The sequence below is a fragment of the Pseudomonas syringae genome (genome assembly GCF_001698815.1).
GTDB lineage: Bacteria > Pseudomonadota > Gammaproteobacteria > Pseudomonadales > Pseudomonadaceae > Aquipseudomonas > Aquipseudomonas syringae_A.
Genome location: NZ_LGSI01000007.1, coordinates 1 through 26,336 on the forward strand (window position 1 = coordinate 1; position 26,336 = coordinate 26,336).

Below are 26,336 nucleotides of genomic sequence, written 5' to 3' on the forward strand. Positions count from 1 at the left end.
TCGCGGGCAAGCCTCGCTCCAACGGGGGCTACGGGGTTTTCGCTACCCCACAATCGCCCGCACGATGAATCACAGCCCGCTCGCGGAACAGCAATCGACTCGCCCGCTAATTTCGTTGGAGCGAGGCTTGCCCGCGAACCGGTCGACGCGGAGCATCAGTCATACCGTGCACAATCATTCGCGGGCAAGCCTCGCTCCAACGGGGGCTCCGGGGTTTTCGCTACCCCACAATCGCCCTGACGATGAAATACAACAACGAAGGCCCGAGCAGGCAACCCAATCCGGTGTGGAAGGTCGCGGTCAGTGCGCCGTATGGCACCAGGCGTCGGTCGGTTGCCGCCAGGCCTGCGGTCACGCCGCTGACGGTGCCGGCCAGGCCGCCGAAGACCATTGCCGAACGCGGATTGTCCAGGCCCATCCAGCGCGCGGCCATTGGCGTGCCGACCATCACCAGAATCGCCTTGATCAAGCCGGTGGCAATCGACAACGCGACAACATCCGAGGTTGCGCCCAGCGCCGCACCGGTGACCGGGCCGACGATATAAGTCACTGCGCCCGCACCAATCGTGGTCATGCTGATCGCGTCGCGATAGCCGAACGCCCAAGCGATGCTCGCGCCGACAATGAACGGCAGAATCGTGCCCAACAGCAAGGCAATCACGCCGATCATTCCGGCCTTGCGCGCTTCGGTGGCCTGCACTTCGAACGCCGTGGCGACGATGGCAAAGTCCCGCAGCATCGCGCCGCCCATCAGGCCGATACCGGAGAACAGCGTGATGTCCGCCAAGCCTTTCTGGCCGCCGGTCATGGTGCCGCCAACCCAGGCGAGAATCAGCCCGATGACGATCGCGATGGCCGAGCCGTGAATACGGCCGAAGGTCAGGCGTTTGGAGATCACGACCGATATCCACATCACCGCGCCGACGAAAGCGAACGCCGTGACCAGCCCGTTATTGATCAAGCCTTTATCAATGATTTCCCACATATCAACGCCCCCCGACTGGAGTTGGAGTCGCCGCTGGGGTTGGAGTAACGCCAGGAATAATCAGCGGTTCTTCGTCAGGCAGCGGTTCGCCTTTGTTGGTGCGGCTGATCACGGCAATCGTGCAACCGCAGATCACCACTGAAGCCACCGCCGCCAGTACGGCAACCGGGCCACCTTTCAACGCCGTGACGACGTTCTGTTGCGCGGCCATCGCCACCACCACCGGAATGTACATCGCGCCCCAGAAGCCGACGCCGAGTTCGCATTCCTTGGTCATGCCGCCACGTTTTTGCATATACAGACGCGCGAAGATCAACAGGATCATGGCGATCCCGACGCCGCCCACATTGGATTTGACGCCCAGCAGCACGCCGAGCAGGTCACCGAGAATCACCCCCGCGAGGGTGCAAATAGCCAGCAATGCCACACCGTAGATAATCATTATTGTTATTCCTCTAAGTTTGCCTGACGAAGTTGTTGTTTTTGTCCTTCGAAACAGCGCTGGGCTCTATGGGTTGCGGCGGCCCTCCTCACGCGACAGCGCGACCAGACTGTCCAGACGCGCGCCTTGAAAGGCGATTGCCGTGCCTTGTTCGAACACTTTGCGCGCCAGCCCCGTCAACACGGTGCCCGGCGGTAATTCGATGTGCAGGCGCACGCCGCGCTCGTACGCGGTCTGCACGGTGCTGCGCCAGTCGATGATCCGGCACATGTTGAAGGCCAGATCATCACGCAGCTTGTCGGCGCTCAGAATCGGCCGCGCAGTAGTGCCGCTGAGATAACGAATTTGGGGCGCGTTGACCGTGATGTCAGCCAACGCCGCCGCCAGGGTTTGTGCCGGTTGTTCGAGCAGCGTGCAATGGGACGGCACGCTCACCGCCAGACGCTTGGCCGCTGCCGCGCCGCTGGCTTTGGCCCGCTGCGCCACCGACGCCATGGCCTCGACGCTGCCGGCAATCACGAATTGATTGTCGGCATTGAGGTTGGCCAGATAAACCGGCGTCGCGGCGCTGTGAACCTCGGCGATCAATGATTCGACAGTGTTTTGATCCAGGCCGATGATCGCAGTCATGCCGTAGCCTTCGGGATAGGCGTCCTGCATCAACTGGCCCCTTAACGCGACGAGCCGTACGGCATCCTCGAACGCCAACGAGCCTGCAATCACCGCTGCCGGATAAGCGCCTATGGACAATCCGGCCAGATAATCCGGCGTGCAGCCTTGCGCCTGTAACAACCGGGCGTATGCCACGCCAGCGATCAACAGGCACAGCTGAACGGCGCGGGTCGATTGCAGCGCCAGCTCTGAGTCGAGCAGTAAAATGTCTTCATCCAGTGCGGCGCTGGCCTGGCTCAAACAGTGGCGCACGGCTGGCAGGTCGGGCAACTGCTGCAACATGCCGGTCTGTTGCGCGCCCTGGCCAGGAAACACCCAAAGGCTGCTCATGAGCACACCTCTTCCAGTGGCCAAGGCTGAGCCACCAACTCGGCACCACTGGCAGATTTGAGCAACACCTGACGCGATGCGCCCGCCCATTCTCGCAGCGCTATGGCACCGAGCGGCGTTTGCAATTGCACGTCGATGCGGCACAGCGCGACATCCAGCCGTTGCACCAACTCCGCAGCCCAACGACGACTGACGAAGTCCGGCGTGCGCAGAATCAAGTCCAGATCGCTGTGCTCGTGCAATGCAGCAACGCCGCTGGCCAGTTCGAATCCGGCACTGCCGCTGACGCCCCAGATCAGGCCCAAGGCGTTCATCACCGGGCGGATCTGCGCCAAGGCCTGCAACGCGGGCCAATCGTTTTCGCCGAGCGCATCTGTCAGTTGCTCAGGCCGCACGCAACGCTGCACATCAGCCAGCGCCATGAACGTCGCATAACGCTGCTCGCGACGTGGCCCGCGCACGCCTACGGCAACTTGCCCAACCTCAGCCGATGCCCGGCGCACCACAACCGGATGCCCGAAGCGCACAGCTTCGATCACCCAATCCGGCGCGTCGTCCGGCAGCGCGGACACGGGCATGCCCCACAACAAATCATGGGCCAGCACCGTCCGTTCAGCGTTCATTTACCACTGCGCCCGCAGCAGTTCGCGGACCTTGCTCGACGCCTGGCGATTGCTCGCGCCGAGGCGGCTGCGCAAGTCGCTGCCGGTGGCTTGCACGTCTTTGATGGCGCTGCTCAGCACGTCCTGAACCTGAGTCAAATCCTGCGCGGTGGGCTGTTCGATCTGGCTCACCGACAAGGTTTCCCAGAGCAGGCCGAGACTGGCGAAGTTCTCGATGTCGTAGGCCATGGGCGGAATGCTCGCGGCGAGTTTTTCCAGCTCCTCGACGCTGCGCAAGGTGACGCGTGCGGCGGACTCCTTGCCCATGGCATGCACCATGACGCCCGGATCGCGCAGGGCAATCAGCCGGTTGGCCTGATAACCGTGGGCCAGAAACGCACCCGACATGGCTTTGCCCACCAGTAGGCCAATCACCGGATGCCCGGCCAGACGCGCGCGGGCATAACTGTCCACTGCGCCCGCCAGCGCTTGATGAATGCCCAGCGCTTCTTCGCGTCGACCGTAAGCCTGACTCGGCACATCGACGATGGCGATCAGCGCGCGTTTGTGTTCGTTGTCGCGATCCAGTTCGATGGCAAAATCCACGGCCTTGGCCAGGCCCCAGCCTTCCAGCAGGCCGACTTCGCCGCTGCGCGCCCGAGGGAAGCGATTCTCGGCGTCGGCCACCACGGCCAGAAAACGCACAGGCTGATCACCCAGCACACCATCGGCGGCCTTGATCGAATGCGGCAAGCCCACCACTTCGGCGGCGTTGGCGCTGAGCGCCTTGAACCAGTTCAAGCCACGTGAGGAAGCGCTCATGATTGGGCTCCTTGATACAGATCGCGCACGGTCAACGGGTCGATCTGCGCTTGAGTGTCCAGCCGCGCCAGTCGCTGCAAAAACAGCTCGTGCTGGCCGCTGCGATTTTCAGTCGGCACGCCTTGCTTGATCCAGTCGGTCACTTGGGCGCGAATGTCCTGCACGTCGTCGGCAGCGAAACCGTCCACCAGGTGACTGGCAAAGCGCTGCTCGCCTCCGGTCAGGCTCCAGATGAAGGGCCGGTCGCGAGAATCGTATTCTTCGATCCCGGCTTCCTGTTCGATGACCTGCGGGCCGTTCAGGCCCAGTCGTGCTTCCTGCGTCACCAGCAGATAACTGCACAAACCCGCTGCGATGGACATGCCGCCAAAACAACCCACGCTGCCCGCCACCACGCCAACCACCGGCTGGTACTGACGCAGGTCGACAATCGCCGCGTGAATCTCGGCAATTGCGGCCAATCCGAGATTGGCTTCCTGCAAGCGCACGCCGCCGGTTTCCAGCAGCAGGATCGCTGCGGTGGGGATGCCGTTGCGGTTGTCTTCAGCGGCCAGTTCCAAAGCGCCAGCCATCTTCGCGCCGCCGACTTCGCCCATGCTGCCGCCCTGAAACGCACCTTCGATGGCGGCAATCACCACTGGCAAACCGGCAACGGTGCCTTTGGCGACGATCACGCCATCATCGGCCTGGGCGACGATGCCTTGCTTGATCAGCCAGGGCGACATCAGGCGCTCGAACGGGCCGACCAACTCGCGGAAGCTGCCCGGATCGAGCAGAGCCTGCGCCCGCTGCCGAGCGCCCAGTTCGATGAAGCTGTGTTGACTCAACAAACGCGCGACATCAGTCATGGCCGACCTCCTCGAAACCTTGTTCCAGACGCAGGCGCACCACACCCGGTGTGGCGCCGAAGTCGTGAATATCGATGGTCATCGCGGGCGGCGTCTGGCCGTCGAACATGCGCTGAAACAAATGCTGCCAACGGGCCGAAGCGCCGTTCACCGAGGTCACCACATTGATCGACAACTTGCCCGGCACACCGGGTTCCAGCAGCACTTCCAGATCACCCGAACCGACACAACCCACCAGCGCGCGACTCATGGGCGGCTGACCGGCGGGGAATTCAAAAGACAGGGTTTCCATGATCAAACACTCCTCGATGGATGGCCGAGCGCTGGCTCCAGGCTATCTATGAACAGGCAGGCGGCGAGCAAATCAGCCGCGCCACCGGGCGATGCGTTGAGCTGCAACAATTGCTGATCCAGTTCGTGCAGGCAGCGCCGACCAGCGAGGCTCGCGCTGCCACCGGCGTCCAGCACCCGCTGTGCGCCGTGTTGCATGGCGTTCAGCCCTGCGGTGCCTGCGCGATACAGCACGCAGGTGTCGCTCAAGGTGGTCATGATCGCCAGCAAGGCATCGAGTCGCGCGTTTTGCTCGCCATGGCCTGTGATGCGGCTGCGTTGCAGTTGTGGCAGACCGAATTGCATGACCGCCGGAAAGCCCAGTTGCGCCTGTTCTTTCGCGCCCATGGCGCCGTAACGACGGGCAACCTGTTGGCCGTGGCTGGCTTGGGCAATGACATGGCGATCGTCGATCAGCGCCAATTTGGCAGCGCGCAAGCTCAGGCTCGCGGCGCTGCAGTTTTCCGGTTCCAGTGCCGCAGCGGTCACCAGCAAACCCAAGGCCCAGATTGCGCCGCGATGTGTGTTCACGCCTTCGGTGGTGTGCAGCATGGCGGCTTCGCCTTCACGGCCAATGCGCCCCAAGGCTTCGCGCAGGGGTTGATCAATGACGCCAAACTCCATGGCGGCTTCGGCCATTTCCTTGAACGCGGGCCACAGCGACAACGCCGATGCGTGCATCAAACCCAAGTGCAAATCGCTGTGGGCGCCGCTGCCGCGTCGGTCCACCAGCGCGGGTTTGGGTGACAAGTCGGCTTCGTCGATCAACGCTTCCACGGCGAGATCCGCCAGGTGATCGGCGAGCGACAGCCGCTCAGATTCGGTTTTGCGGGCGAGTGCGCTCATTACCAGCTCCTGAATTTGGCGGGCGGGTTGTACAGCCCGCCGGACCACTGGACCAGATCGCCGATGCTTTTGGCCGCGAGCAATTCGCGGCTGGCGTCGGTGCGGCGAATTCCCAGGTCTTCGGGCAAGGCAATCAAGCCTTCGCGACGCATGCGCGCGGTGTCTTTGGGGTTGTGGCGCAGGCCGATCACGGTGACGCCAGCGACGGCGGCGATCATCGCCTGGCGTTCTTCCAGGCTGCGCGCCTTGTATAGATAGGCGATGCCTTCCTCGGTGAGCAGGTGGGTGACGTCATCGCCGTAAATCATGATCGGCGCCAGCGGCATGCCGCTTTTCTTCGCCACTTCCACGGCATCGAGGGTTTCGACGAACGTGGGTTTACCGCCTTCCTGGAAGGTTTCGACCATCTGTACGACGAGCTTTTTGCCGCGTTCAAGATAAGCTTCCGGGCCATCGCCGCTTTGCTGGCGCATGTCCAGCCAGGCGGGCGTCGGATGGCGGCGGCCATGAGGATCGTGGCCCATGTTCGGCGCACCACCGAATCCGGCGAGACGTCCGCGCGTCACGGTGGAGGAATGCCCGTCGCCATCGACCTGCAACGTCGCGCCGATGAACAGGTCCACGGCGTATTGCCCGGCCAGCTGGCACATCATGCGGTTGGAACGCAGGGAGCCATCGCGGCCGGTGAAGAACACATCCGGCCGCGCGGCGATGTAATTTTCCATGCCCAATTCGGTGCCGAAACAATGCACGCTTTCCACCCAGCCACTTTCGATGGCCGGGATCAGCGTCGGATGCGGATTGAGGGTCCAGTTGCGGCAGATCTTGCCCTTCAAGCCGAGGGATTCACCATAGGTCGGCAGGATCAGCTCGATGGCGGCGGTATTGAAACCAATGCCGTGGTTCAGGGACTGAACGTTGTGTTTTTCGTAGATGCCGCGTATCGCCATCATCGCCATCAGCACATGCACCGGCTTGATGTGGCGCGGGTCGCGGGTGAATAAAGGCTCGATGTAGAACGGCTTGTCGGCGACCACTACGAAATCGACCCAGGAGCCGGGAATATCGACCCGAGGCAGCTCGCTGACGTCATCCACCAGCTGATTGACCTGGACGATGACGATGCCATCGCTGAAGGCGGCGGGTTCGATCAGCGCGGGCGTGTCTTCGGTGCTCGGCCCGGTGTAGATATTGCCCGCGCGGTCGGCCATGAAACCGGCCGACAACACGACATTGGGGATCAGGTCGACCACCAGCCGAGAATACAGCTCGATGTAGGTATGAATCGCGCCGATTTCCAGCAGGCCGTCTTCCAGCAACTGGCTGATGCGCAGGCTTTGCGTACCGGCGAAAGAGAAATCGAGCTTGCGGGCGATGCCGCGCTCGAACAGATCCAGATGCTCGGAACGGCCGACGCTGGGCATGATCATGTGCAGGTCGTGCAGCTTGGCCGGGTCAACCTTGGCCAGCGAGCGGGAAAGGAAGTCCGCCTGTTTCTGGTTGTTGCCTTCCAGCACCACGCGGTCGCCCGGCATCATCAAGGCTTCCAGCGCCGCGACGATCTGGTCAGTCGGCAACACCACACCATCGGCAAGATGTCGCACCTGTTCGAGCCGCCGCTGTTTTTCACTGCGACGACGCGACCAGCGCGCGTCGGGGTTCGTTATTGTTGTCATGGTCACTCCACGAATTCGCTGTCGTGGGTCACCTTAGGAGCGAAGGGTGTCGGGCATCAATCAAGCAAACGGTGGAATCGTTACGGTTGGAGTAATAAACAACCCCGTCGGAGCGAGGCTTGCCCGCGAAGCTTTCCCGGATAAATCCGGTCCCACAAGAGATCGGGAATTCATCGTGGGAGGGAGTTCATTCCCGAGGACGTCGCGACAACCGATACATATAGGGTGGCTGAACCGGCGTATTCGCGGGCAAGCCTCGCTCCAACGGGTTTTGCGGTGTATTCGCTACCCCACAATCGCTCGCAAGATGAAATACAACTCGCTCGCGGAGTGTCGGATGTATAGCAATCGGCTCAAGACCTGATTTCGTTGGAGCGAGGCTTGCCCGCGAAGCTTTCCCGGATAAATCCGGTCTCACAAGAGATCGAGAATTCATCGTGGGAGGGAATTCATTCCCGAAGATGTCGCGACAACCGATACATATAGGGTGGCTGAACCGACCCATTCGCGGGCAAGCCTCGCTCCAACGGGTTTTGCGGGGTTTTCGCTACCCCACAATCGCCCGCACGATGAAATACAACTCGCTCGCGGAGTGGCGGATGTATAGCAATCGGCTCAAGACCTGATTTCGTTGGAGCGAGGCTTGCCCGCGAAGCTTTCCCGGATAAAGCCTCGCTCCAACGGACCTGGGCACACCGAATGAACGGGAATAATTTTCCGTGGGCGATCAACCTTCACGCGAACATGAGGCTCTACGGAATTCATTCCAATTCAAATGATTGACAGGCCGGCTACCCCACCCGCACCTGAAAACTCCTCTTGCGATGGCGCAGTTTATTGGCCTTGCCGTCGACCTTTGGCGTACAGGCCGCATCGCTGATCCAGCACAACAAGCGCACGTCGCCGCTGCCGCTCATGCGGTTGAGGGTCGCGGTGTTGCTCATCATGGCTTTCATCTGGCGAGCGACGTTGAAGATTTGCTCGATGTAATCGGCTTGCACCGCGCCTTGGGTTTCAACGCACATTTCGGTGTTCTTGTAATAGATCTGCAGGTGATAGTGGGTTGATTCCTGTCGACCGCCGCTGCCGGCAAGCACGACCGTGAAGTATTCGCCGAGGAATTCACGCAGTTTGTCCTGCAACGCGTCCATCACTTCGATGGGCATTTCCTCGATCAAGGCCAGGTTCGTCGGCCTGCTTTGGTGCGGGTGTTTGTTCATCCGATTCTCCGGGCAGACGCGATCATGGAGTTAAAAGGTCTGGCCAAGGGAGAACTGGAAGACCTGGGCTTCGGAGTCGTCCGGTTTTTTCACAGGCAGGGCGAGGCTGAAACTCAAAGGCCCCAACGGCGAATACCATGTCGCGCCGATACCGATGGAGGCAGCCATCTGATCGAGGCTTACGCCGTCGCAATTCTGCGTGGTCGCCAGATAACACTTGCTGGAATAGACGGTGCCGAAGTCCCAGAACAGCGAAGTTCGCAGTGCCTTCTGGTCTTTGACGAAGGGCATCGGGAACAGGTATTCCGCACCGCCGGTAATCAGAATGTTGCCGCCGAGGGCTTCGGTATCACGGTCCGAATAGTATTCCTGGCCTTGGCTGGAGTAGTTGCCGGTGGCCGCCGTGTTACGCGGGCCCAGCGTGCCGCTTTCAAAACCACGGACCGTGTCCTGGCCACCTGCCGTGTAGTTTTCATAGAACGGCAGGCCATCGGTGGAACCGTAGCCGCCGCCATAACCCAGTTTGGTGTGCAGGCGCACAGAAGTGGCGTTACTGACCGGCAGGAATGTTTGGCCGGTGTAGTCGATCTTGTAGAACATCAGGTCGCTGCCAGGCACGGTGGCCATGAACGTCAGGTTTTGCGAATGACCACGAGTGGCCAGCACGCCTTTGTTCAAGGTGGACTCCGACCAGCCCATGCTGGCTTTGAAGTTGGTGAACTCGCCGCCCTCACGCTCGATGAAGTCGTAGATTTCATCGGCGCTGTAAGTACCCGGATCGAGGGTGTCGTGCTGCACGGTCAGGCCGTAGGTAATGCGCGACGTTTCGTTGATCGGATAACCCAGGCTGACGCCCGCGCCGAAGCTGTTGAGGGCGTAGTAGGAAACCCCATCGTCGTAATACTTGCTGTAGTCGGTGTCGCTATAGAAAACGTTGTAACCCAGGCTGACGCCATTGGGCGTGAAGTAGGGATTGGTAAAACCGAAGTTGTATTTGCTCTGATATTCCGAGCGCGTCAGGCCGATGCTGGCGTAGTTGCCGGTGCCGAGAAAGTTCGTCTGGCTGATGGAACCGCCGAGAATCAAGCCGGAGCTCTGGGCAAAACCGACGCTGGCCGTGATCGAGCCGGAAGCCTGTTCCACCACGCTGTAGTTGACGTCGATCTGGTCATCGGTGCCTGGCACGGCCGGGGTTTCGACGTTTACTTCCTTGAAGAAGCCCAGCCGGTCCAGGCGCGTCTTGGACTGATCGATCAGGTAAGTCGACGCCCAGCCGCCTTCGATCTGGCGCATCTCGCGGCGCAACACGTTGTCGGCGGTCTTGGTGTTGCCGCGATAGTTGATGCGGTTCACGTAGGCGCGTTTGCCGGGATCGACGACGAACGTGATATCGACAGTGCGGTCCTTGTCATTTGGGGTCGGCACGCCGTTGACGTTGGCAAAGGTGTAGCCATCGTTGCCCAGCCGGCGGGTGATCAACTCGGACGTACTGGTCATGACCTTGCGCGAGAACACCTGCCCCGGCTTGACCAGCAGCAGCGATTTGACCTGGTCTTCCGGCACCTTCAAATCACCGCTGAGCTTCACCGACTTGACGCTGTATTTCTCACCTTCATTGATGTTGACGGTGATGAAGACGCTTTTTTTGTCGGGCGACATCGAAACCTGAGTCGAGGCGATATCCATGTTGATGTAGCCGCGATCCAGATAATAAGAGCGCAGGCGTTCGAGGTCACCGGAGAGTTTTTCCCGGGCGTACTTGTCGTCGTTCTTGAAGAACGACAGCCAGTTGGTGGTCTTGAGTTCGAACAGGCCGATCAAGTCTTCATCGGCAAAGACGCTGTTGCCGACGATGTTGATGTGCTTGATGGCTGCGACGCTGCCTTCATCGATATCGATTTTCAGACCGACGCGATTGCGCGGCTGCGGGATCACCTGCGCATCAACGGAAGCGGTATACCGACCTTGTGCGACGTACTGGCGCTGCAATTCGTTGCGCACGCCTTCAAGGGTTGCACGCTGGAAGATTTCGCCTTCGGCCAGGCCCGACTGCTTCAGGCCTTTCATCAGGTCTTCGGTGGAAATGGCCTTGTTGCCGGTGATTTCGATGGAGGACAGTGTCGGGCGCTCCACCACCGTCACCACCAGCACATTGCCGTCGCGGCCCAGCTGGATGTCCTGAAAGAATCCGGTCTTGAACAGCGCGCGCGTTGGCTCGACAAGGCTGTGATCGTCCACCTCATCGCCAACGTTCAGCGGCAGCGCGCCGAACACGCTGCCGGCAGATACGCGCTGCAGACCGTTGATGCGGATATCGGCGATCTTGAATAACTCCGCATGCGCGAGCGTAGCGTTAAGCAGCAGCAAAAGTGAGAACAACTGGCGCGAACGAATCATCAAACCCTTTCCAGGAATACAACGACAAACAGCACGGGTGCAGTCGAGCGGCCCGGACTGGAGGGCGTGCAGCATAAAAGTGTCGCAAGTTCGGTGCGGTTAACGGAGTGTGAAGTTAGGTAAAGATTTGCCTGTCGAGATGACACCGGGCCAGCACGCGCCGATACTATTTTGAAACCATTCAAGAGCCCGCCATGACCTGCGTACTTCTCGTCGACGACGATCAGGAATTGACCGGCATGCTCAGCCAGTACATGGCCTGCGAAGGCTTTTACGCCACTGCTGTGCATACCGGCGAAGAGGGTGAAATCGAGGCGCTGTCCGGCAAATACGCCATCGTGGTGCTGGACGTCATGCTGCCGAGGATTTCCGGCATTGAGGTGCTCAGGCGCATTCGGACCAAAAGCCAGGTGCCGGTAATGCTGCTGACCGCGCGCGGCGACAATATTGACCGGATTTCCGGCCTGGAACTGGGCGCCGACGATTACGTACCCAAACCCAGTTCACCCGGCGAACTGGTCGCCCGCCTGCGCGCCATCATGCGCCGGGTCCAGCCAAACAATGGCCCGACTAACCTGCGCGAAGTGCTCAGCACCGGCGCCCTGACGCTGTGGCCGGGCAAGCGACAGGCGCACTGGCACGATGAAAAACTGGAACTGACCGGCACTGAATTCAGCCTGCTGGAAGAGCTGGCACGTCACGCCGGGCAGGTGGTCAGCAAACAGCAATTGTCCCTCAGTGCTCTGGGTCGACCGTTGAAGCGCTATGACCGCAGCATTGACGTGCACATCAGCAGCATTCGCCAGAAACTGGGACCGCGGGAAGATTCCCTCGCCTGGATTCAAAGCGTTCGCGGGCTCGGTTACCTGTTGATCGCCGAATGAAGCCGGGCCGTTTGTTCTGGAAGTTATTCCTGGCGTTCTGGATGGCAACCAGCCTGACGTTTCTGGTGGGGTTGGGCATCCTCATGCTCAGCAGCTTCGGACCGGGCGATCCTGAGGTGCGAGCGATGCTGGCCAGCGAGGCGCGCATGGTCGAGCAATTCGGCGAAACCGCTGGTGCTCAGCTACTCAGCACCTGGCAATTGCACCCCAGGCAGGAGGTCGGGCTGTATGACAGCCGAGGCGCGCTGCTGGGCGGTACCGATGTTTCCCACGCGCAATTCGAAAAGCACCTGATCAGCAAGAATGGTAACGCCGTGCTGCTCAGATCGTCGGTAGCGGCGAGTAATGACCTTCAACAACGGCCATTCGGTTTCACGCCATTACTGATCGGCACCGTCATGAGTGCGCTGTTCAGTTGGTTGCTGACCTGGTATCTGCTGCGTCCGCTGGCGCATCTGCGCCGCGCCATGAGTTGCCTGGCCAAAGGTCAGTTCGAGACAAGGATCAAGCCGTTGATGGGCAATCGCCGGGATGAAATCGTCGATCTGGCCAGTGATTGCGACACCATGGCCAACCAGCTGAAAGTGCTTGTCGAATCCCAGCAACAACTGTTGCACGACATCTCCCACGAACTGCGCTCGCCTCTGACGCGCATGCACGCAGCCATCGGCCTGCTCAATCAGGACCCGGCGCGACACGAAATGCTGGGGCGCATCGAACGCGAATCGGAACGCATCGACACGCTTATCGAGGAGTTGCTGACCCTCGCCCGCGTGCAGGCCAGACCGGACAGCGTCGAGCGCGAACAGCTGGACGTCGTCGAGCTGCTGGCGGCCATCACCGAAGACGCCCAGTTCGAAGCCAGCGCCAAGCGCTGCCGGGTGTCGCTTGAAGCGCAACGGCCCTTCGTCAGCCACGTCAATGGCGAGCTGCTTTATCGCGCGTTCGAGAATGTCATCCGCAACGCGGTGCGTTACGCCCGTGATGGCACCGAAGTGCTGATATCCGCCGAGGTCGACCCGCAGGAAAATACGCTGACGGTGAAAATCATCGACCAGGGACCAGGTGTCGAAACCGGCCGTCTGCGGAGCATCTTTCACCCCTTCGAACGCGGCCTCGACGACACCACCAACGGCTTCGGCCTCGGCCTTGCCATCGCCCAGCGCGCGATTGAAATGCACAACGGCCACATCGCCGCCCACAACATGGCCGAAGGTGGATTTATGGTGGAGATCAGGTTACCGAGGTGTGTTGAGCCTGTCTGAAAATCGCGGCAGCGTGGTCGTCGATTACAGCGAGATTTGATAGCGGGTGCATGAGCCGAATAGGAAAATTAATCGGCTCACGGATGCACATTGCGCTCCTGACACCGGGCCCGTTGGAGCGAGGCTTGCCCGCGAATGCATCGTTTCAGGCAATAAATCTATCGACTGAGACATCGGTTCGCGGGCAAGCCTCGCTCCAACAAAAGCCGGTTTGCGGCCTCGAAGTCAGCTCTCACCTCAATCGGGCCATGGTCAGCGCGTCGGTGAATTGACCGTCGCGAATCGCATAATCGCGCAGCAGCCCTTCATCCTCGAAGCCGAGCTTGCGATAAAGCGCGATTGCCGCCTGATTGTCGGCGTATACGCTGAGCTCCACGCGGCGCAGTTTCATCCAGTTATCAGCCACGTCCAGCAACCCGGTAAGCAATTGCCGTCCGATGCCTTGACCTTGCCATTCCAGCGCGACGGCCATGCCGACTGCGCCGCAATGACTTCGGCGGATGCGGGAAAACTGCTCCAGTGAACCCTGCGCCACGACCGCGCCCGCTTGTATGGCCACCAGACTCACCCGTCGTTCGTTATCGGGCTCCGCCCGCTTGCGCCATAGATCAACGGATTGAAAAGGCATTTGCAGAACCTGCCGGGCGACGGCGGGAACGTTATAAAGCGCGGCCACAGCCTCGGCGTGCTTCTCGGTGAAACGCTCAAGAACAATGGAGGGAGAAGAGTTCGGCATGGGCATTTGATCCTTAAATGCGAGGAGACTGCAGGGTATTAAATATCTAAATGGTCGAATGCGGGCTTTGTCCTTAAACCTTGTAGGCAGTCACTTATTCGATCACCTGAACCATTGCCTTGATCGCAGGTAGTACATATCCACCGCATCGGCAGGTCGAAAACCGCTAAATTTCCCCCCAGTCAGTGTTTTGGATTCCGTGATGACCGCCTTCAACTTCCCGCTAGACCATGCAGTACCGCAAGCCCGGCCTCTCTTTGAACAAGGTACAAAGTTCTGTACCATGCAAGCCTTCAATTCAATGCCGTCATACCGGATTCGTTTGGGCCAAACCCCACATTCCATATGGCGGAGCATTACAGGGCCCTGCGCGCCATTGCGGGGGACACTCTGAACCCAGCATGGGACCTGAGAAGCCCTCAGGAAGGAAACCAGACGATGCACGTGATTACATTTAGCCAAGCTCGTGCCGGCTTGAAACAGACGATGGACGATGTGTGTCGGGACCATGAGCCCACTGTCATCACGCGCCAACGTGGCGACCATGTCGTCATTCTTTCGCTGGAAGATTACAACTCCATGGCCGAAACCATGTACCTGTTAGGTACCGAGTCAAACGCCAAGCGCCTGCGCCGGTCTATCGCTCAGCACAAAGCCGGGAAAGCTGTCACAAAAGAGATTTCCCTGAATGTCAGCGAAACAGAAACAGAAGAACAAGCTCAAGGCACGGAATAATGTGGCGGTCTCCTTTCTTCCGTATGGTTGGGAGGATTATCAGCACTGGAGCAAGCACGACTCCGAGAAGCATGCGGCCATTAACGAACTGATTGAGGCATGCTTGCGTGAACCGTTCAAAGGCTTGGGCAGGCCAGAGCCGCTCAAGGGTGACCTCACGGGTTACTGGTCCCGCCGGGTCGACAAGGAGCACCGCCTTGTCTACGCCTACGAAAATGCCACGCTCACGGTGATTGCTTGCCGCTTTCACTACGGGAAATAGCGCCAACCGCACCTCGCAAAGATGTCGGTACGGCTGCGATGGCTAAACCAACCCCGCCTCCACCACCCACTGTTCCAGCCCGACCAGATCGGGAATCCGCGCCAGGGTTTCGCCAACTTGCACGGCGGCCAGTTCCAGTTCAGCCAGGGGCACGTCGACGTAGCTGAGTTGGCTGTCGAGTTTGCAGGAGCGGGGAATGCCCTGGATCAGCAGGGCAATGAATTTGAGGTCATCGTGATCGCCCAGGGCGTTGAGTACGACGATGCGCGCGCGGCCGCCAACGCGGGTGCGGCCCCCGCAGGCAGCTTCGAAACTGAGCAACGGCAATGTGCGTTGACGCCAACTGATCGACCCCAGATACCATTCGGGTGCATCGAGATCGGCGCAGCTGTCCTGGTAGTCGATCAGCTCGGCCACGGCGACGTTGGGCAGGACCAGGTTGCGGTCGCTCAAGGGCAGGATCAAGCCGGTCAGGGTTGCCAGCTGGCTGGAATTGGCGGCGCTAGGCATTGATCTGGCTCCAGTGGGCGATGCTGTCGAGCAGAACAGATTCCTGATAAGGCTTGCTCAGGTAATCGTTGACGCCGCTGGCCATAGCGCGGTCGCGGTGTTTCTGGCCGGAGCGCGAAGTGATCATGATGATCGGCAGGTCCTTGAGTCGCTCGTCGTTGCGGATATTGATCGCCACTTCGAAGCCGTCCATACGCGGCATTTCGATATCCAGCAGCATGATGTCCGGCGTGTGGTCCTTGAGCAGCGCCATGGCGTCGACCCCGTCCTTGGCGGTCAGCACGGTCATGCCATTGCGCTCCAGCAGCCGGCTGGTGACCTTGCGCACAGTGACGGAGTCATCCACCACCATCACCAGCAAACGTCGAGCGGGTTCGATTTCGCTATAGGCCGGGGTGCTCAGGCCGGAATTGCGCCGGGACTGCAAACGGCCATGCAAGGCGCGGATATGCGCGAGCAGGTCGAGAATCAGCACCACACTGCCGTCGCCAAGAATGGTCGCGCCGGAAATCCCTTGCACGCCTGCGAATTGCGGACCGAGGCTTTTCACAACAATTTCCCGCGAGCCGGCCAGCGCATCGACTTGCACCGCAACCCATTGGTCATGCACATGCACCAGCAGCACCGGCAGCGGTTGGGTCTGGCCAATGAGTTTGGGCGGCTGGCCGTAGTTGAGCAGTTCGCCCAGGTAACGCAGCTCGTAGACGCGCTCGCCGTATTGGTAACGCGGCGGGATCGACTGGTAACACGCTTCCAGCTCGCCGGGCAGGACCCGCACGATGCCTTCGACGGTATTGAGCGGCACCGCGTATTGCTCTTCACCACACTGCACCATCAGTGCGCGGTTGACCGACACCGAGAATGGCAGGCGGATGCTGAACTGGGTGCCTTGCCCGGAGGTCGACTGAATCGACATGGTGCCGCCCAGTTGCCTGACCTCGGCGTGAACCACGTCCATGCCGACGCCGCGTCCGGAAATCTGGGTGATGGTCTCGGCCGTGGAAAAACCCGGTTGAAGGATGAACTGCAACGTTTCGTAGTCGCCGGGCTGCGCGTCAGCAGCGATCATGCCGCGTTTGCGCGCCTTGCGCCGCACGGCGTCCAGGTCAATGCCGGCGCCATCGTCATGCATCTGGATGACGATATCGCCGCCTTCATGGTTAAGGCTCAGGCTAATGGTGCCGTACTCCGGCTTGCCATCGGCCAGGCGCTTTTCGGTCGTTTCCAGGCCATGGTCGATGGCATTGCGCAGCATGTGTTCCAGGGGCGCGACCATGCGTTCGAGCACGCTGCGGTCCATCTCACCTTCTGCGTCGCCCACATCGAAGCGGACTTTTTTGTGCAGCTCGCCGGAGACCTGGCGAACGATGCGTTTGAGCCGTGGCATCAGTCGTTCGAACGGCACCATGCGCGTGCGCATCAGCCCTTCCTGCAAATCGGTATTGACCCGCGCCTGTTGCAGCAACAAGGTTTGTGCGTCGTTGCCACGAGCGTCGAGGGTTTCCTTGAGGTCCATCAAGTCCGACGCGGACTCGAACAGCGCCCGCGACAGTTGTTGCAGCTGCGAATGGCGGTCCATTTCCAGCGGGTCGAAATCTTCATAACCCAGGCGCTCGGCTTGCACTTGTTCGCGGCTGAGCAGGCTGCCCTGGGTTTCGACATCCAGACGGCGCAGCTGGTCGCGCATCCGTTCGATGGTCGTTGCCATTTCCGCCAGTGCCGCTTGAGCGTCTGTGACCTGCTGTTCGATGCGCCCGCGAAAGATCGAGGTTTCTCCCGCCAGATTCACCAGGTTTTCCAGCTCCTCGGCGGCGACCTTGACCATTTCCGGCGCTGAACGCTCGGTGTCGGTTTCCGCGCCGGAAGTCGGCAGCGGGGTCACGAACAGTTCGGGCGGTGCCTGCACCGCATCGGGTAAGGGTTCAGGCGATGTGTCGGGGTTGGCGTGCTTGCGAATGCTGTCGATCAGCAGCGCTGCACTGGGCAAGGGTTTGTCGGCGCGCACGGCATCGAGCATGTCGGCCAGCAGATCGTGACCGCTTTGCAACAGGCTCATGATCAACGGGTCAGAGCGCAGTTGCCCGGCGGACAGCCCTTCGTACAGCGATTCCATTTCATGGGCCAGATCGCCGATGGGGACGATTTCCACCATGCGCGCGCCGCCCTTGAGGGTGTGCAGATCGCGCAGCAGGTTTTCCACTTCCAGCATGTTGGTGGGATCAGCCTGCCAACGCGCCAGCGACGCGGCAGAGCTTTCGCTGATGTCGAAACCTTCTTCGAGGAAAATTTCCAGCAGCTCGGGATCGCGCTCTTCGGCGACCGCGACTGATGGGGCCTCATGGATTGGCAGCGGCGCCGGGACATTGCCCAGGCGCAGGACGCTGATTGCTTCGATCAAGGCGGCCGGATCAGCCAGGGGTTGCTGCTTTTGCAGTTGTTCCAGCATCAGCGCCAGCTGGTCGTGGCTGCTGACCAGCAGCTCGGCCATTTCCGGGGAATAACTGTAACGGCGGTCGATCAGGCCTTCGTACAAGGCTTCCAGCTCATGGGCGAGGTCGCCGACAGTGCTGATTTCCGCCATCCGCGCACCACCCTTGAGGGTGTGCAGATCCCGTTGCAGGGAAGACAGCGGAAGGGCGTTTTCCGGGTCGTCGAGCCAGCGTTGCAGGGCTTGCCCGGCGCTGTCGAGAATATCCACAGCTTCTTCGAGGAAGATCTCGACGATTTCCTCGTCCAGGCCGGAGAAGTCATAACGTGCATCGCTGCGTTCTTCAACCGACAGCGCGGTGTTCAGTTGTTCAGTGACGGCGTGCAGATCGGTGATGCTCGACGTGCCGCCGTCATGACTTTTGATCAGACCCATGGCACCGGGGTCCAGCGCCTGATCCAGCAGATCGCGCAAAGCCAGCACGCGCTCGGGACGCGCCTCGACTTCCTGCCCGGCGGCGACTTGATCAAGCATGTTGATCAACGCTTCGTGCGCGTGTTCGGCCTCATCGAAAAACAACTCGCTGACCGCCAGGCTGCTTTCTTCCACAGCGCCGTAGAGGTCGAGCAAGGCTTCGCACAGTTCATCGACTTGCGGCAGATCCGCCATGTGTGCGCCGTGACCGAGAGTGGTCAATTCGTCGAGCAAGGCGCTGAGTTCCTGCCGCTCGCCGGGGTGCTGGCGCCAACGCTGCAACAGGCTTTCGGCGTCGAGCAGGATGTCCATGCCTTCGGCGAGGAAGGTGGCGATCAACTGCGGATTGTGTTTGATCCGCAAACCGTTGCTGGACGCGCTGAGTGCTTCGGCCAGACGCTCATTGAGCAGCGCAAGGGCCGCTTCGATCAGGCTGTCCGCGCCAGGAATCGGTTTCAGCGGCTCGCTGCCCAGTTGCTCCAGGCCGTGGTGAAACAGCGGCTCAGCGCTGCGCAGCAGATCGAGTTCAGCCTGGCCCAGCGCGATGAGGTTGGCCTTGAATTCCCGGGCCAGCTGGTCAAGCGGGCTGGCCAGCTCGGCAATCGGCACCACGCCGGCCATGTAGGCGCTGCCTTTGAGCGTGTGCAAGGCGCGCAGCAACTCATCGGTGATGGGCGGCGATGGATCGTCGGCGGCGTTATCGAGAAAACGTTGCAGGTTGTCCAGATGGCTGCGGGCTTCCTGACGGAAAATCTCCAGCAGTTGCGGATCGAGCGCCTCATTGTCCGTTTCAGCGGCGTCAGCTTCGAAGCTCAGCGGCCCTTTGCCCTTGGCCAAGGCGTGGGCGCGTGCGGCCAACAGGTCGACATCGTCACGCTGGCGTTGGGCATTGTCAGCAAAGTCGCGAATCACCTGCGGCAGTAGCGCCAGAACTTCAGTCAGCAGTTGCTGCACGTGTTGATCGGGTTTGACGTTGCTTTCCAGAATCCGGTTGAGCAGGTTTTCCACCGACCACGCCAGCTCGCCGAGAATCAACGCCCGCACCATGCGCCCGCTGCCCTTGAGGGTGTGGAACGCGCGGCGTATTTCGGTCAGCGCGCTTGCATTGCCAGGATCGCCATTCGAGTTGCCGTTATCGATTGAGGCAAACCAGCGCGGCAGGTATTCCTGCAGGGCCGCCAGCACTTCTTCGGTTTCTTCGAGGAAGACTTCCAGCAACTCGTCGTCGACGCCCTCTTCATCGGCGGGCGGCGGCAACAAGCTGGTGGGCATATTGCGCGCGGGCGGATTGACTGCGGAAACCGGGCTGGCCAGCACGTCGGCGATGGTTTGCGTCGGGCTGACCAGCGCCTGTCGCGCTTGCAGCTCAAGGATTTCGTCCTGGCTGATGACTTCATCCAGCAGCGGTACTTCCATGGCATCGGGCGTGGGTGAATAGCCCAGCAGCGCGAGGCTTTCCTGCGCCATATCGAGCACCTGCTCGCCCGGCGCTTCGGGGTCTTCGCCCATGCGTTCCAGGTAATACTCGATGCCGGTCAGGGTATCGGCCAGGCTGTCGAGCTGGGTCCAGGCGGGTCGATTCTCGTCGACCAGCAAGTGTTCCAGGATGTATTCGTTGCACGCCGCCAACAGGCTGGCGGCACGCGCCAGCGGGATCATCGCCAGCGCGCCACGCACTTGCACCAACAGCGCGGACAAGGGTTCGAGTCGCTGTCGATCCCATTCGCCGTCGATGTAATCGATGATCACGTCCTTGGCCTGCTGCAAACCGACCCGGGCTTCGCGAATCACCAGCTGATGAATCTGCGTCAGGTCGGTGGTGGGCAGGCGGCTGTCTTCACGACGCGCTTGTTCCACGGTGCCGATCATGCCCGCCAGCGTTGCCTCGACGTAAAGCAGTGCGCCTGCCACATCCATCAGCGCCGCGTCGCTGGGCTCGCGCTGGCCCTGAGCCAGGCCTTGCACGACGCTCAGCTGATCAATGATGACCTTGCGCGGTTGGCCGAAACCCAACACCGCCAAGGTATCGGCCACCTGACGCAACGGCGGCAGCAGCGCATTGAGTTCGCTGACGTGCAGGCGGTCGCCGCGCACGAAGACATCCAGCCGTTCCTTGACCCGCACCAGTTCTTCGCACAACGCCATGATCACCGAGCGCATCGCGTCCCGATCCGGTCCGCCAACGTTGGCGCTCTGCTGATCGGCCAGCGACGTGTCGGGCAAGGCCTGATCCAGGCCGTATTGGTCTTTCAGATCGAGCATGCGCGGCGCCTGGCTGTCGGATTTGGCGATATAAAACAGCAAACTTTTGAGCAGTTCGTCCGGCGCCGGCTGATTGATGGCTTCGATGCCTTGATCCAGCAGGCGTTTGAGTTCTTTGTCGGCGTCCTTGAGCAGGCTGCGCAAGGCCGGGCTGTTGGTGAAGTTGCCGTTGACCATGGTTTCCACCAACGCCGAAGCAATCTGCCACAGCGGCCCCAGCGGTGCGTCGTTGCACAACAGTTCGAGGCGGGCGAAGACCTTGCCCATGTAGCCAAGCTGCACCTGCACATCCTGCTCACGCAGCAGGCCGACCAACGCGGTTTGCAACGTCTGGCGCAATTTGCGCAGCAGGCTCGGCAGCTCGGCGCTGTCACGCTGCGCCAAGGCCTGCGCGCCAAGCGGCGGCACGCTGACCAGTTGCGGAGCGAACAGGCTGGTTTCCGAGAGCAGGCTTTCGCCACGAGCGCTGCGCAGATCGTTGAGCAGCGGCAAAACCACCAACGGCAGATCGCGGCGCGCTGAATGAATGCGGTCCAGATACACCGGCAGTTGAGTCAACGCCTGCGTCAGCAGTTGCACGGCTTCGGCCCGCTGGGCGACGCGATCCTGCTGCAAAGCCAGCGCCAGCTGCTCGATTTCTTCGGCGAGCAGGGCCGCACCGTAGAACTCGATCATCTGCAGGCTGCCGTGGACCTGATGCACACCATCCAGACAAGCGTCCATCGCCTCCGTCTGCGCCGGGTCGGCGACAAACAGTTCCAGGGCCTGGCGGGCCTGCTTAAGTGTTTCGGCGATTTCGCCCTTTACCCACTCCAGCGCCACATAGTCGTGCCGATCAGCCATGACGACTCCAATCCCCTCAACCATTGCTCATAGCAAAGTCGTTCGTTTATTTAGCCGCGGTCTTTCGAGGACGGCAAGGTGAACCCGGATACCGAGCGACGCATCTCGCTGGCCATTTTCGCCAGATTGCCCATGCTGCGTGCCGTGGCCGCCGTACCCGAAGTGGTTTGCGATGTGGTTTGCTGGATCACTGTCATGGTCTGGGACAGCTGTTGTCCCAGCACGGCCTGTTGTTGCGCAGCCTTGGTGATGCTTTCGATCAACGCGGCGAGAATTTTCGAAACGCCTTCGATTTCTTCCAGAGCAACCCCGGCATCCTGCGCCAGTCGCGCGCCACGCACCACTTCAGTGGTGGTCTGCTCCATGGAGATGACTGCTTCGTTGGTGTCGTTCTGAATGGCCCGCACCAGGGTTTCGATCTGTTTGGTCGCCGAGGACGAACGCTCGGCCAGACGCTGCACTTCATCGGCAACCACCGCGAAACCACGGCCAGCATCACCGGCCATGGACGCCTGGATCGCGGCGTTCAGGGCGAGGATATTGGTCTGATCGGCAATATCATCGATCAGACTGACAATATCGCCGATCTCCTGGGAAGACTCGCCGAGACGCTTGATACGCTTGGAAGTGTCCTGAATCTGCTCGCGAATGGTGTCCATGCCATAAATGGTGTTGTGCACCACTTCGTTGCCCTTGTTGGCGATGGTCACCGAGCGTTCGGCCACCGATGAAGATTCCAGCGCGTTGGCGGAAACCTGATCGATGGAAACCGCCATGTCATTGATCGCGTTGGACGCTGCCGCGATCTGCAACGCCTGATGTTCGGAAGCGGCCGCCAGCTGGGTCGCGGTGGTTTGCGTGTCCTTGACCGCGCCGAAGACCTGCTCGGCCGTCAGGTTGATGGTTGCAACCAGTTCGCGCAGCTGGTCGACGGAATAATTGATGGAGTCGGCAATGGCCCCGGTGAAATCTTCGGTCACCGTGGCGGCAACGGTCAGATCGCCATCGGCCAGATTCTCGATCTCATCGAGCAGGCGCATGATCGCGGTCTGGTTACGCTCGTTTTTCTCGGCGGTTTCCCGTAGCTGACGGTTGGTTTCGCGGACCATCACCAGGCCGATCAGGATAATCGAGGTCAAGGCCAGCAGGCCAAGCAGGTAACCGACGACGGTGTTGGCCGAACGCATATTGGCCAGATGCTCAAGGCTGTTGGCCAGCACCGATGATTCATCCAGCAGGGTCTGCGAGGTGCTGAAGATCTTGCCGGACGACTCACGAACCTGGAACAACTCCGGCGATGTTTCGAGAATCTCATCCACGGAACCGGAGACGAACTCGAACAGCTCGGAAATCTCCGCCAGCCTTGTCCGGGCGTCACGATCTTCGACCTGGGTGATCTTCAAGGTCGCATTGCCTTCGAGCATGCCGCTCAGCACCCGGCCAAACTGGCTGGCATCGCGACCAAACGAGTCGGCGGCCTGCACGGCGGTGTCATCGCCAGACAGGACCTTGTTGACCGAACCGAGAATCCGTTCAGCCAGCAGCGACTGACGCTGGGCCAGCGCAATCTGGCTGGCCGGCGCGTGGCTTTGCAGCAGGATTTCGACGACTTTGTCGTACTCGACCTGCAATTGCGGGATGGTTTCGGCCAGGGTCGCGGCGACCTGGTGCAACGAGAGCACGGTCTGCTCGCTGGCGAGGATCACATCCGTGCTCTTGCGCAGGGTTTCCCAGTCGTTCTGCACTGCTTGCAGCTCGTCGCGCACTTCGTGAGGCGCGGGCGGCAAGCCGGTGGCTTTGTCGCCCTTTCTGAGAAAACCCCAGCGCATGTCGAAATCGTTGCGCGCGTCGGCCAGCAATTTGAACGCGGCAGCTTTACCGGCGGCGGCTTCGGTGGCGTTCTTGGCAATCCGCTGGGACAGCACGCGCAGCTCGCCAGCATGCCCGATGTACTGCTTATCGTAATTCGACTGAGTGTTGAGATAGGCGAAATTGACGAACAGCAACATGATGGAAATGATCAGCGCGACGAACAACACAATGATCTGCGAACGGCTACGCGCGCCTTGTAATGATCTGCCTGTCTTACTCATTAATCAGGCCCCCGCCTGGACCAACTGCGATTGTTCATCCGCACAACAAGACGCCAGGATTACCGGCCTGCCGGGATGCCTATGAAGCCACGTCCATGAAACCTGGAGACTGCGCCAGCGCCCAAGGGCTGAAAACCAGCCAGGCTTGCTCGCGCAGAAACTGGCCGCGAATGTATGGCGCGATGACGCTGTCGAGCTCACCCGGCTGCGGCGGCATCAGGCTCAGCTGGCTGAAATGCTGCAGGCCAAGCACCTCGTCGACGATCAAACCGGCGAACACGTCCTGATGTTCCACCACCAATACCCGGCGCTGCCTGCGCACTTGCGACAACTCGTGACCAAAAAAACTACACAGGTCCATGATGGGCAGCAGCCGTCCGCGCAGATTGGCGATGCCGCGCACCCAAGGCTTCACACCAGGCAATGCCGCGTAGCGCGGCTCATGCAGGATTTCGCCGATTTCGCCCATGGGCGCCACGTAACAGCGGCCGCCCATGCGAAAGCCGATGCCGCTCCATTCCTGCTGCCGGGCTTCCTGGGAAGGCAAATCGGCGGCGAGCGAACGGCAGCGCTGGTCGATATCGAACAGCAACTGGAAAGCAGTTTGGGACTCAGCCATGACAAACCGGCAATCAGCCGGCCAGTACCGCGTTCAGGGTTTTCATCAGGGTTTCTTCATCCACCGGCTTGGTCAGGTAATCCCGCGCGCCCTGGCGCTTGCCCCAGACCTTGTCGGTTTCCTGATCCTTGGTGGTGATCATGATCACCGGGATCATGCTGGTGTCGGCATCCTTGGTCAGCTGGCGCGTCGCCTGAAAGCCGTTGAGGCCGGGCATGACGATGTCCATCAACACCGCATCCGGTTTTTCCTGACGGGCAAGCGCCACGCCGTCCGCGCCGTTTTCAGCCTTGAGGACTTCATGGCCATGCTTCTCCAGCATGCCGGTCAGTTTGTACATTTCGGTCGGCGAGTCATCGACGATCAGGATTCGAGCCATGGTGTTCCCCATAAGGATGGATGCCCGCGTCCATTGGGGCGGGCATCACGATATCTGTTGTTCTACCGCAACGAACCCCGGCACATGCGCCTTGATCGCATTGAGCAGTTCTTCCTTGCTAAACGGCTTGGTCAAAAACTGGTCCGAGCCCACGATTCGACCCTTCGCCTTGTCAAACAGACCGTCCTTGGACGAAAGCATGATCACCGGCGTCGACTTGAACGCGCGGTTATTCTTGATCAGGGCACAGGTCTGATAGCCATCCAGGCGCGGCATCATGATGTCGACGAAAATGATGCGTGGATGGTTATCAGCAATCTTGGCCAACGCGTCGAAGCCATCGATTGCGGTAATGACCTCACAGCCGACGTTCTTCAACAGCGTCTCGGCGGTGCGGCGAATGGTCTTCGAATCGTCAATGACCATGACTTTCAATGCTGCTGGATGCTGTTCCATATCTGCTCTTCCCTCGCCGCGGCGAATATTTTTCGCGTCCTTTCCGGCACTGGGGTTGCTAAACGACCGATGGTCCGAGCGCCGTGCCTTTTTAGCACACTCCTCACCCTCAATCCATAAAGCCCGCCGCCACGCGCCTGCCTCTTGACCCGGAGCATGCAGAGCGCCACCCTGACGCCTATTTCAAGGCCGTCGCGGCCGTTATCGATCAGAGGATATTTGCCCATGAGCGTTCGCCTAGGGATTGTCATGGACCCCATTGAGCGCATCTCCTATAAAAAGGACAGCTCACTGGCCATGCTGCTTGCCGCCCAGGCGCGGGGTTGGTCGCTGTTCTATATGGAACAGCAGGATCTGTATCAGAACGCCGGTCAGGCCCGCGCACGGGTCAAGCCGCTGAAAGTGTTCGCCGACCCGGCCAAGTGGTTCGAACTGGACGCCGAGGAAGATATCGGCCTGGACGAGTTGGATGTGATCCTGATGCGCAAGGATCCGCCGTTCGACATGGAATTCGTTTACGCCACGTATCTGCTGGAACAAGCGGAAACCGCCGGCGTGCTGATCGTCAACAAGCCGCAAAGCCTGCGTGACTGCAACGAAAAACTCTTCGCCACGCTGTTCCCGACCCTGACGCCGCCGACTCTCGTCAGCCGTCGCGCGGACATCCTGCGCGGTTTTGCCGAGCAACATGGCGATGTGATCCTCAAGCCGCTGGACGGCATGGGCGGCGCTTCGATCTTCCGCCATCGCGCGGGCGATCCGAACCTGTCGGTGATCCTGGAAACCCTGACGGCCCATGGCACCCAACAAATCATGGCGCAAGGCTATTTGCCGGCAATCAAGGACGGCGACAAGCGCATCCTGATGATTGATGGCGAACCGGTGCCGTATTGCCTGGCGCGCATCCCGGCAGCGGGCGAAACCCGTGGCAACCTGGCTGCGGGCGGCCGTGGCGAAGCGCGGCCGTTGACTGACAAGGATCGCTGGATCGCTGAACAGATCGGCCCGACCTTGCGTGAAAAAGGCTTGATCTTCGTCGGTCTGGACGTCATCGGTGAGCATCTGACCGAAATCAACGTCACCAGCCCGACCTGCATCCGGGAAATTGACAACGCCTTCGGCACGGACATTGGCGGGATGTTGATGGATGTGATCGAGAAGAAATTAAAGGCTCGGTAACTCTTGTGGGAGCGAGGCTTGGTGTAGGACCGGCTTTAGCC

The 26,336-nt window shown here is 60.5% G+C and carries 23 protein-coding genes; 5 read left to right on the forward strand and 18 right to left on the reverse strand.

What is annotated here, in order from left to right; genetic code table 11:
* Positions 1-220: 220 nt before the first annotated feature.
* The 11 genes from madM to bamA form a co-directional block, all read right to left on the reverse strand.
* Positions 221-985 (reverse strand): malonate transporter subunit MadM, encoded by a 765-nt coding sequence (madM, locus tag AFK24_RS02255; protein WP_020291826.1) that lies wholly within the window; start codon positions 983-985, stop codon positions 221-223.
* A gap of 1 nt (position 986) precedes the next feature.
* On the reverse strand, positions 987-1,427 hold the full coding sequence (gene madL / locus AFK24_RS02260) for a malonate transporter subunit MadL (RefSeq protein WP_065831698.1): 441 nt from the start codon (positions 1,425-1,427) through the stop codon (positions 987-989).
* A gap of 66 nt (positions 1,428-1,493) precedes the next feature.
* The gene (mdcH, locus tag AFK24_RS02265) at positions 1,494-2,429 is read right to left on the reverse strand and encodes a malonate decarboxylase subunit epsilon (RefSeq protein ID WP_065831699.1); all 936 of its coding nucleotides are present in this window, start codon (positions 2,427-2,429) and stop codon (positions 1,494-1,496) included.
* Complete coding sequence (locus tag AFK24_RS02270; RefSeq protein ID WP_065831700.1) at positions 2,426-3,052, reverse strand: malonate decarboxylase holo-ACP synthase; 627 nt, start codon at positions 3,050-3,052, stop codon at positions 2,426-2,428. The genes mdcH and AFK24_RS02270 overlap by 4 nt, the downstream gene beginning before the upstream one ends.
* Positions 3,053-3,853 carry a biotin-independent malonate decarboxylase subunit gamma gene (mdcE, locus tag AFK24_RS02275; protein ID WP_065831701.1) on the reverse strand — a complete coding sequence of 267 codons (801 nt, stop codon included), beginning with the start codon at positions 3,851-3,853 and terminating at the stop codon, positions 3,053-3,055. It abuts the gene before it with no gap.
* On the reverse strand, positions 3,850-4,701 hold the full coding sequence (locus AFK24_RS02280) for a biotin-independent malonate decarboxylase subunit beta (protein ID WP_065831702.1): 852 nt from the start codon (positions 4,699-4,701) through the stop codon (positions 3,850-3,852). The genes mdcE and AFK24_RS02280 overlap by 4 nt, the downstream gene beginning before the upstream one ends.
* Positions 4,694-4,993 carry a malonate decarboxylase subunit delta gene (locus tag AFK24_RS02285; protein WP_020291820.1) on the reverse strand — a complete coding sequence of 100 codons (300 nt, stop codon included), beginning with the start codon at positions 4,991-4,993 and terminating at the stop codon, positions 4,694-4,696. Before AFK24_RS02285 ends, AFK24_RS02280 begins: the two co-directional genes overlap by 8 nt.
* A gap of 2 nt (positions 4,994-4,995) precedes the next feature.
* The gene (locus tag AFK24_RS02290; protein WP_065831703.1) at positions 4,996-5,877 is read right to left on the reverse strand and encodes a triphosphoribosyl-dephospho-CoA synthase; all 882 of its coding nucleotides are present in this window, start codon (positions 5,875-5,877) and stop codon (positions 4,996-4,998) included.
* Complete coding sequence (gene mdcA, locus AFK24_RS02295; protein ID WP_065831704.1) at positions 5,877-7,553, reverse strand: malonate decarboxylase subunit alpha; 1,677 nt, start codon at positions 7,551-7,553, stop codon at positions 5,877-5,879. Before mdcA ends, AFK24_RS02290 begins: the two co-directional genes overlap by 1 nt.
* A 791-nt stretch (positions 7,554-8,344) precedes the next feature.
* Positions 8,345-8,773, reverse strand: a complete 429-nt coding sequence (locus tag AFK24_RS02300) for a hypothetical protein (protein WP_065831705.1) — start codon at positions 8,771-8,773, stop codon at positions 8,345-8,347.
* Positions 8,774-8,803: 30 nt separating this feature from the next.
* On the reverse strand, positions 8,804-11,170 hold the full coding sequence (gene bamA, locus AFK24_RS02305; RefSeq protein WP_065831706.1) for an outer membrane protein assembly factor BamA: 2,367 nt from the start codon (positions 11,168-11,170) through the stop codon (positions 8,804-8,806).
* Positions 11,171-11,364: 194 nt separating this feature from the next.
* Here bamA and AFK24_RS02310 point away from each other — a divergent pair, with 194 nt between their 5' ends.
* Positions 11,365-12,054 (forward strand): response regulator transcription factor, encoded by a 690-nt coding sequence (locus AFK24_RS02310; protein WP_065831707.1) that lies wholly within the window; start codon positions 11,365-11,367, stop codon positions 12,052-12,054.
* Positions 12,051-13,319, forward strand: coding sequence for a HAMP domain-containing sensor histidine kinase (locus tag AFK24_RS02315; protein WP_065831708.1), 1,269 nt, complete (start codon positions 12,051-12,053; stop codon positions 13,317-13,319). Before AFK24_RS02310 ends, AFK24_RS02315 begins: the two co-directional genes overlap by 4 nt.
* 232 nt (positions 13,320-13,551) lie before the next feature.
* Here the strand turns inward: AFK24_RS02315 and AFK24_RS02320 are convergent, their stop codons facing one another.
* Positions 13,552-14,055, reverse strand: coding sequence for a GNAT family N-acetyltransferase (locus AFK24_RS02320; RefSeq protein WP_065831709.1), 504 nt, complete (start codon positions 14,053-14,055; stop codon positions 13,552-13,554).
* Positions 14,056-14,493: 438 nt separating this feature from the next.
* On the opposite strand from AFK24_RS02320, the gene AFK24_RS02325 reads away from it, so the two are divergent.
* Both AFK24_RS02325 and AFK24_RS02330 read left to right on the forward strand, forming a co-directional pair.
* Complete coding sequence (locus tag AFK24_RS02325; RefSeq protein ID WP_065831710.1) at positions 14,494-14,790, forward strand: type II toxin-antitoxin system Phd/YefM family antitoxin; 297 nt, start codon at positions 14,494-14,496, stop codon at positions 14,788-14,790.
* The gene (locus AFK24_RS02330) at positions 14,744-15,052 is read left to right on the forward strand and encodes a Txe/YoeB family addiction module toxin (protein WP_080482017.1); all 309 of its coding nucleotides are present in this window, start codon (positions 14,744-14,746) and stop codon (positions 15,050-15,052) included. The genes AFK24_RS02325 and AFK24_RS02330 overlap by 47 nt, the downstream gene beginning before the upstream one ends.
* A 42-nt stretch (positions 15,053-15,094) precedes the next feature.
* On the opposite strand, the gene AFK24_RS02335 is transcribed toward AFK24_RS02330, so the two are convergent.
* The 6 genes from AFK24_RS02335 to pilG all read right to left on the reverse strand — a co-directional run bounded on the left by AFK24_RS02335 (position 15,095) and on the right by pilG (position 25,116).
* Complete coding sequence (locus AFK24_RS02335; protein ID WP_065831712.1) at positions 15,095-15,562, reverse strand: chemotaxis protein CheW; 468 nt, start codon at positions 15,560-15,562, stop codon at positions 15,095-15,097.
* Positions 15,555-21,569, reverse strand: a complete 6,015-nt coding sequence (locus tag AFK24_RS02340; RefSeq protein ID WP_065831713.1) for an Hpt domain-containing protein — start codon at positions 21,567-21,569, stop codon at positions 15,555-15,557. Before AFK24_RS02340 ends, AFK24_RS02335 begins: the two co-directional genes overlap by 8 nt.
* A 50-nt stretch (positions 21,570-21,619) precedes the next feature.
* Complete coding sequence (locus AFK24_RS02345) at positions 21,620-23,662, reverse strand: methyl-accepting chemotaxis protein (protein ID WP_065831714.1); 2,043 nt, start codon at positions 23,660-23,662, stop codon at positions 21,620-21,622.
* A 79-nt stretch (positions 23,663-23,741) separates the two neighbouring features.
* Complete coding sequence (locus tag AFK24_RS02350) at positions 23,742-24,281, reverse strand: chemotaxis protein CheW (protein WP_065831715.1); 540 nt, start codon at positions 24,279-24,281, stop codon at positions 23,742-23,744.
* A 13-nt stretch (positions 24,282-24,294) separates the two neighbouring features.
* Entirely contained in the window at positions 24,295-24,660 is a 366-nt protein-coding gene (pilH, locus tag AFK24_RS02355) for a twitching motility response regulator PilH (protein ID WP_003316741.1), read from the reverse strand.
* 45 nt (positions 24,661-24,705) lie between these two features.
* Positions 24,706-25,116: a twitching motility response regulator PilG gene (gene pilG / locus AFK24_RS02360; protein WP_065831716.1), complete on the reverse strand. Its 411-nt coding sequence runs from the start codon at positions 25,114-25,116 to the stop codon at positions 24,706-24,708.
* A 225-nt stretch (positions 25,117-25,341) separates the two neighbouring features.
* Here pilG and gshB point away from each other — a divergent pair, with 225 nt between their 5' ends.
* On the forward strand, positions 25,342-26,295 hold the full coding sequence (gene gshB, locus AFK24_RS02370; RefSeq protein WP_065831718.1) for a glutathione synthase: 954 nt from the start codon (positions 25,342-25,344) through the stop codon (positions 26,293-26,295).
* The last annotated feature ends 41 nt before the right edge of the window (positions 26,296-26,336 follow it).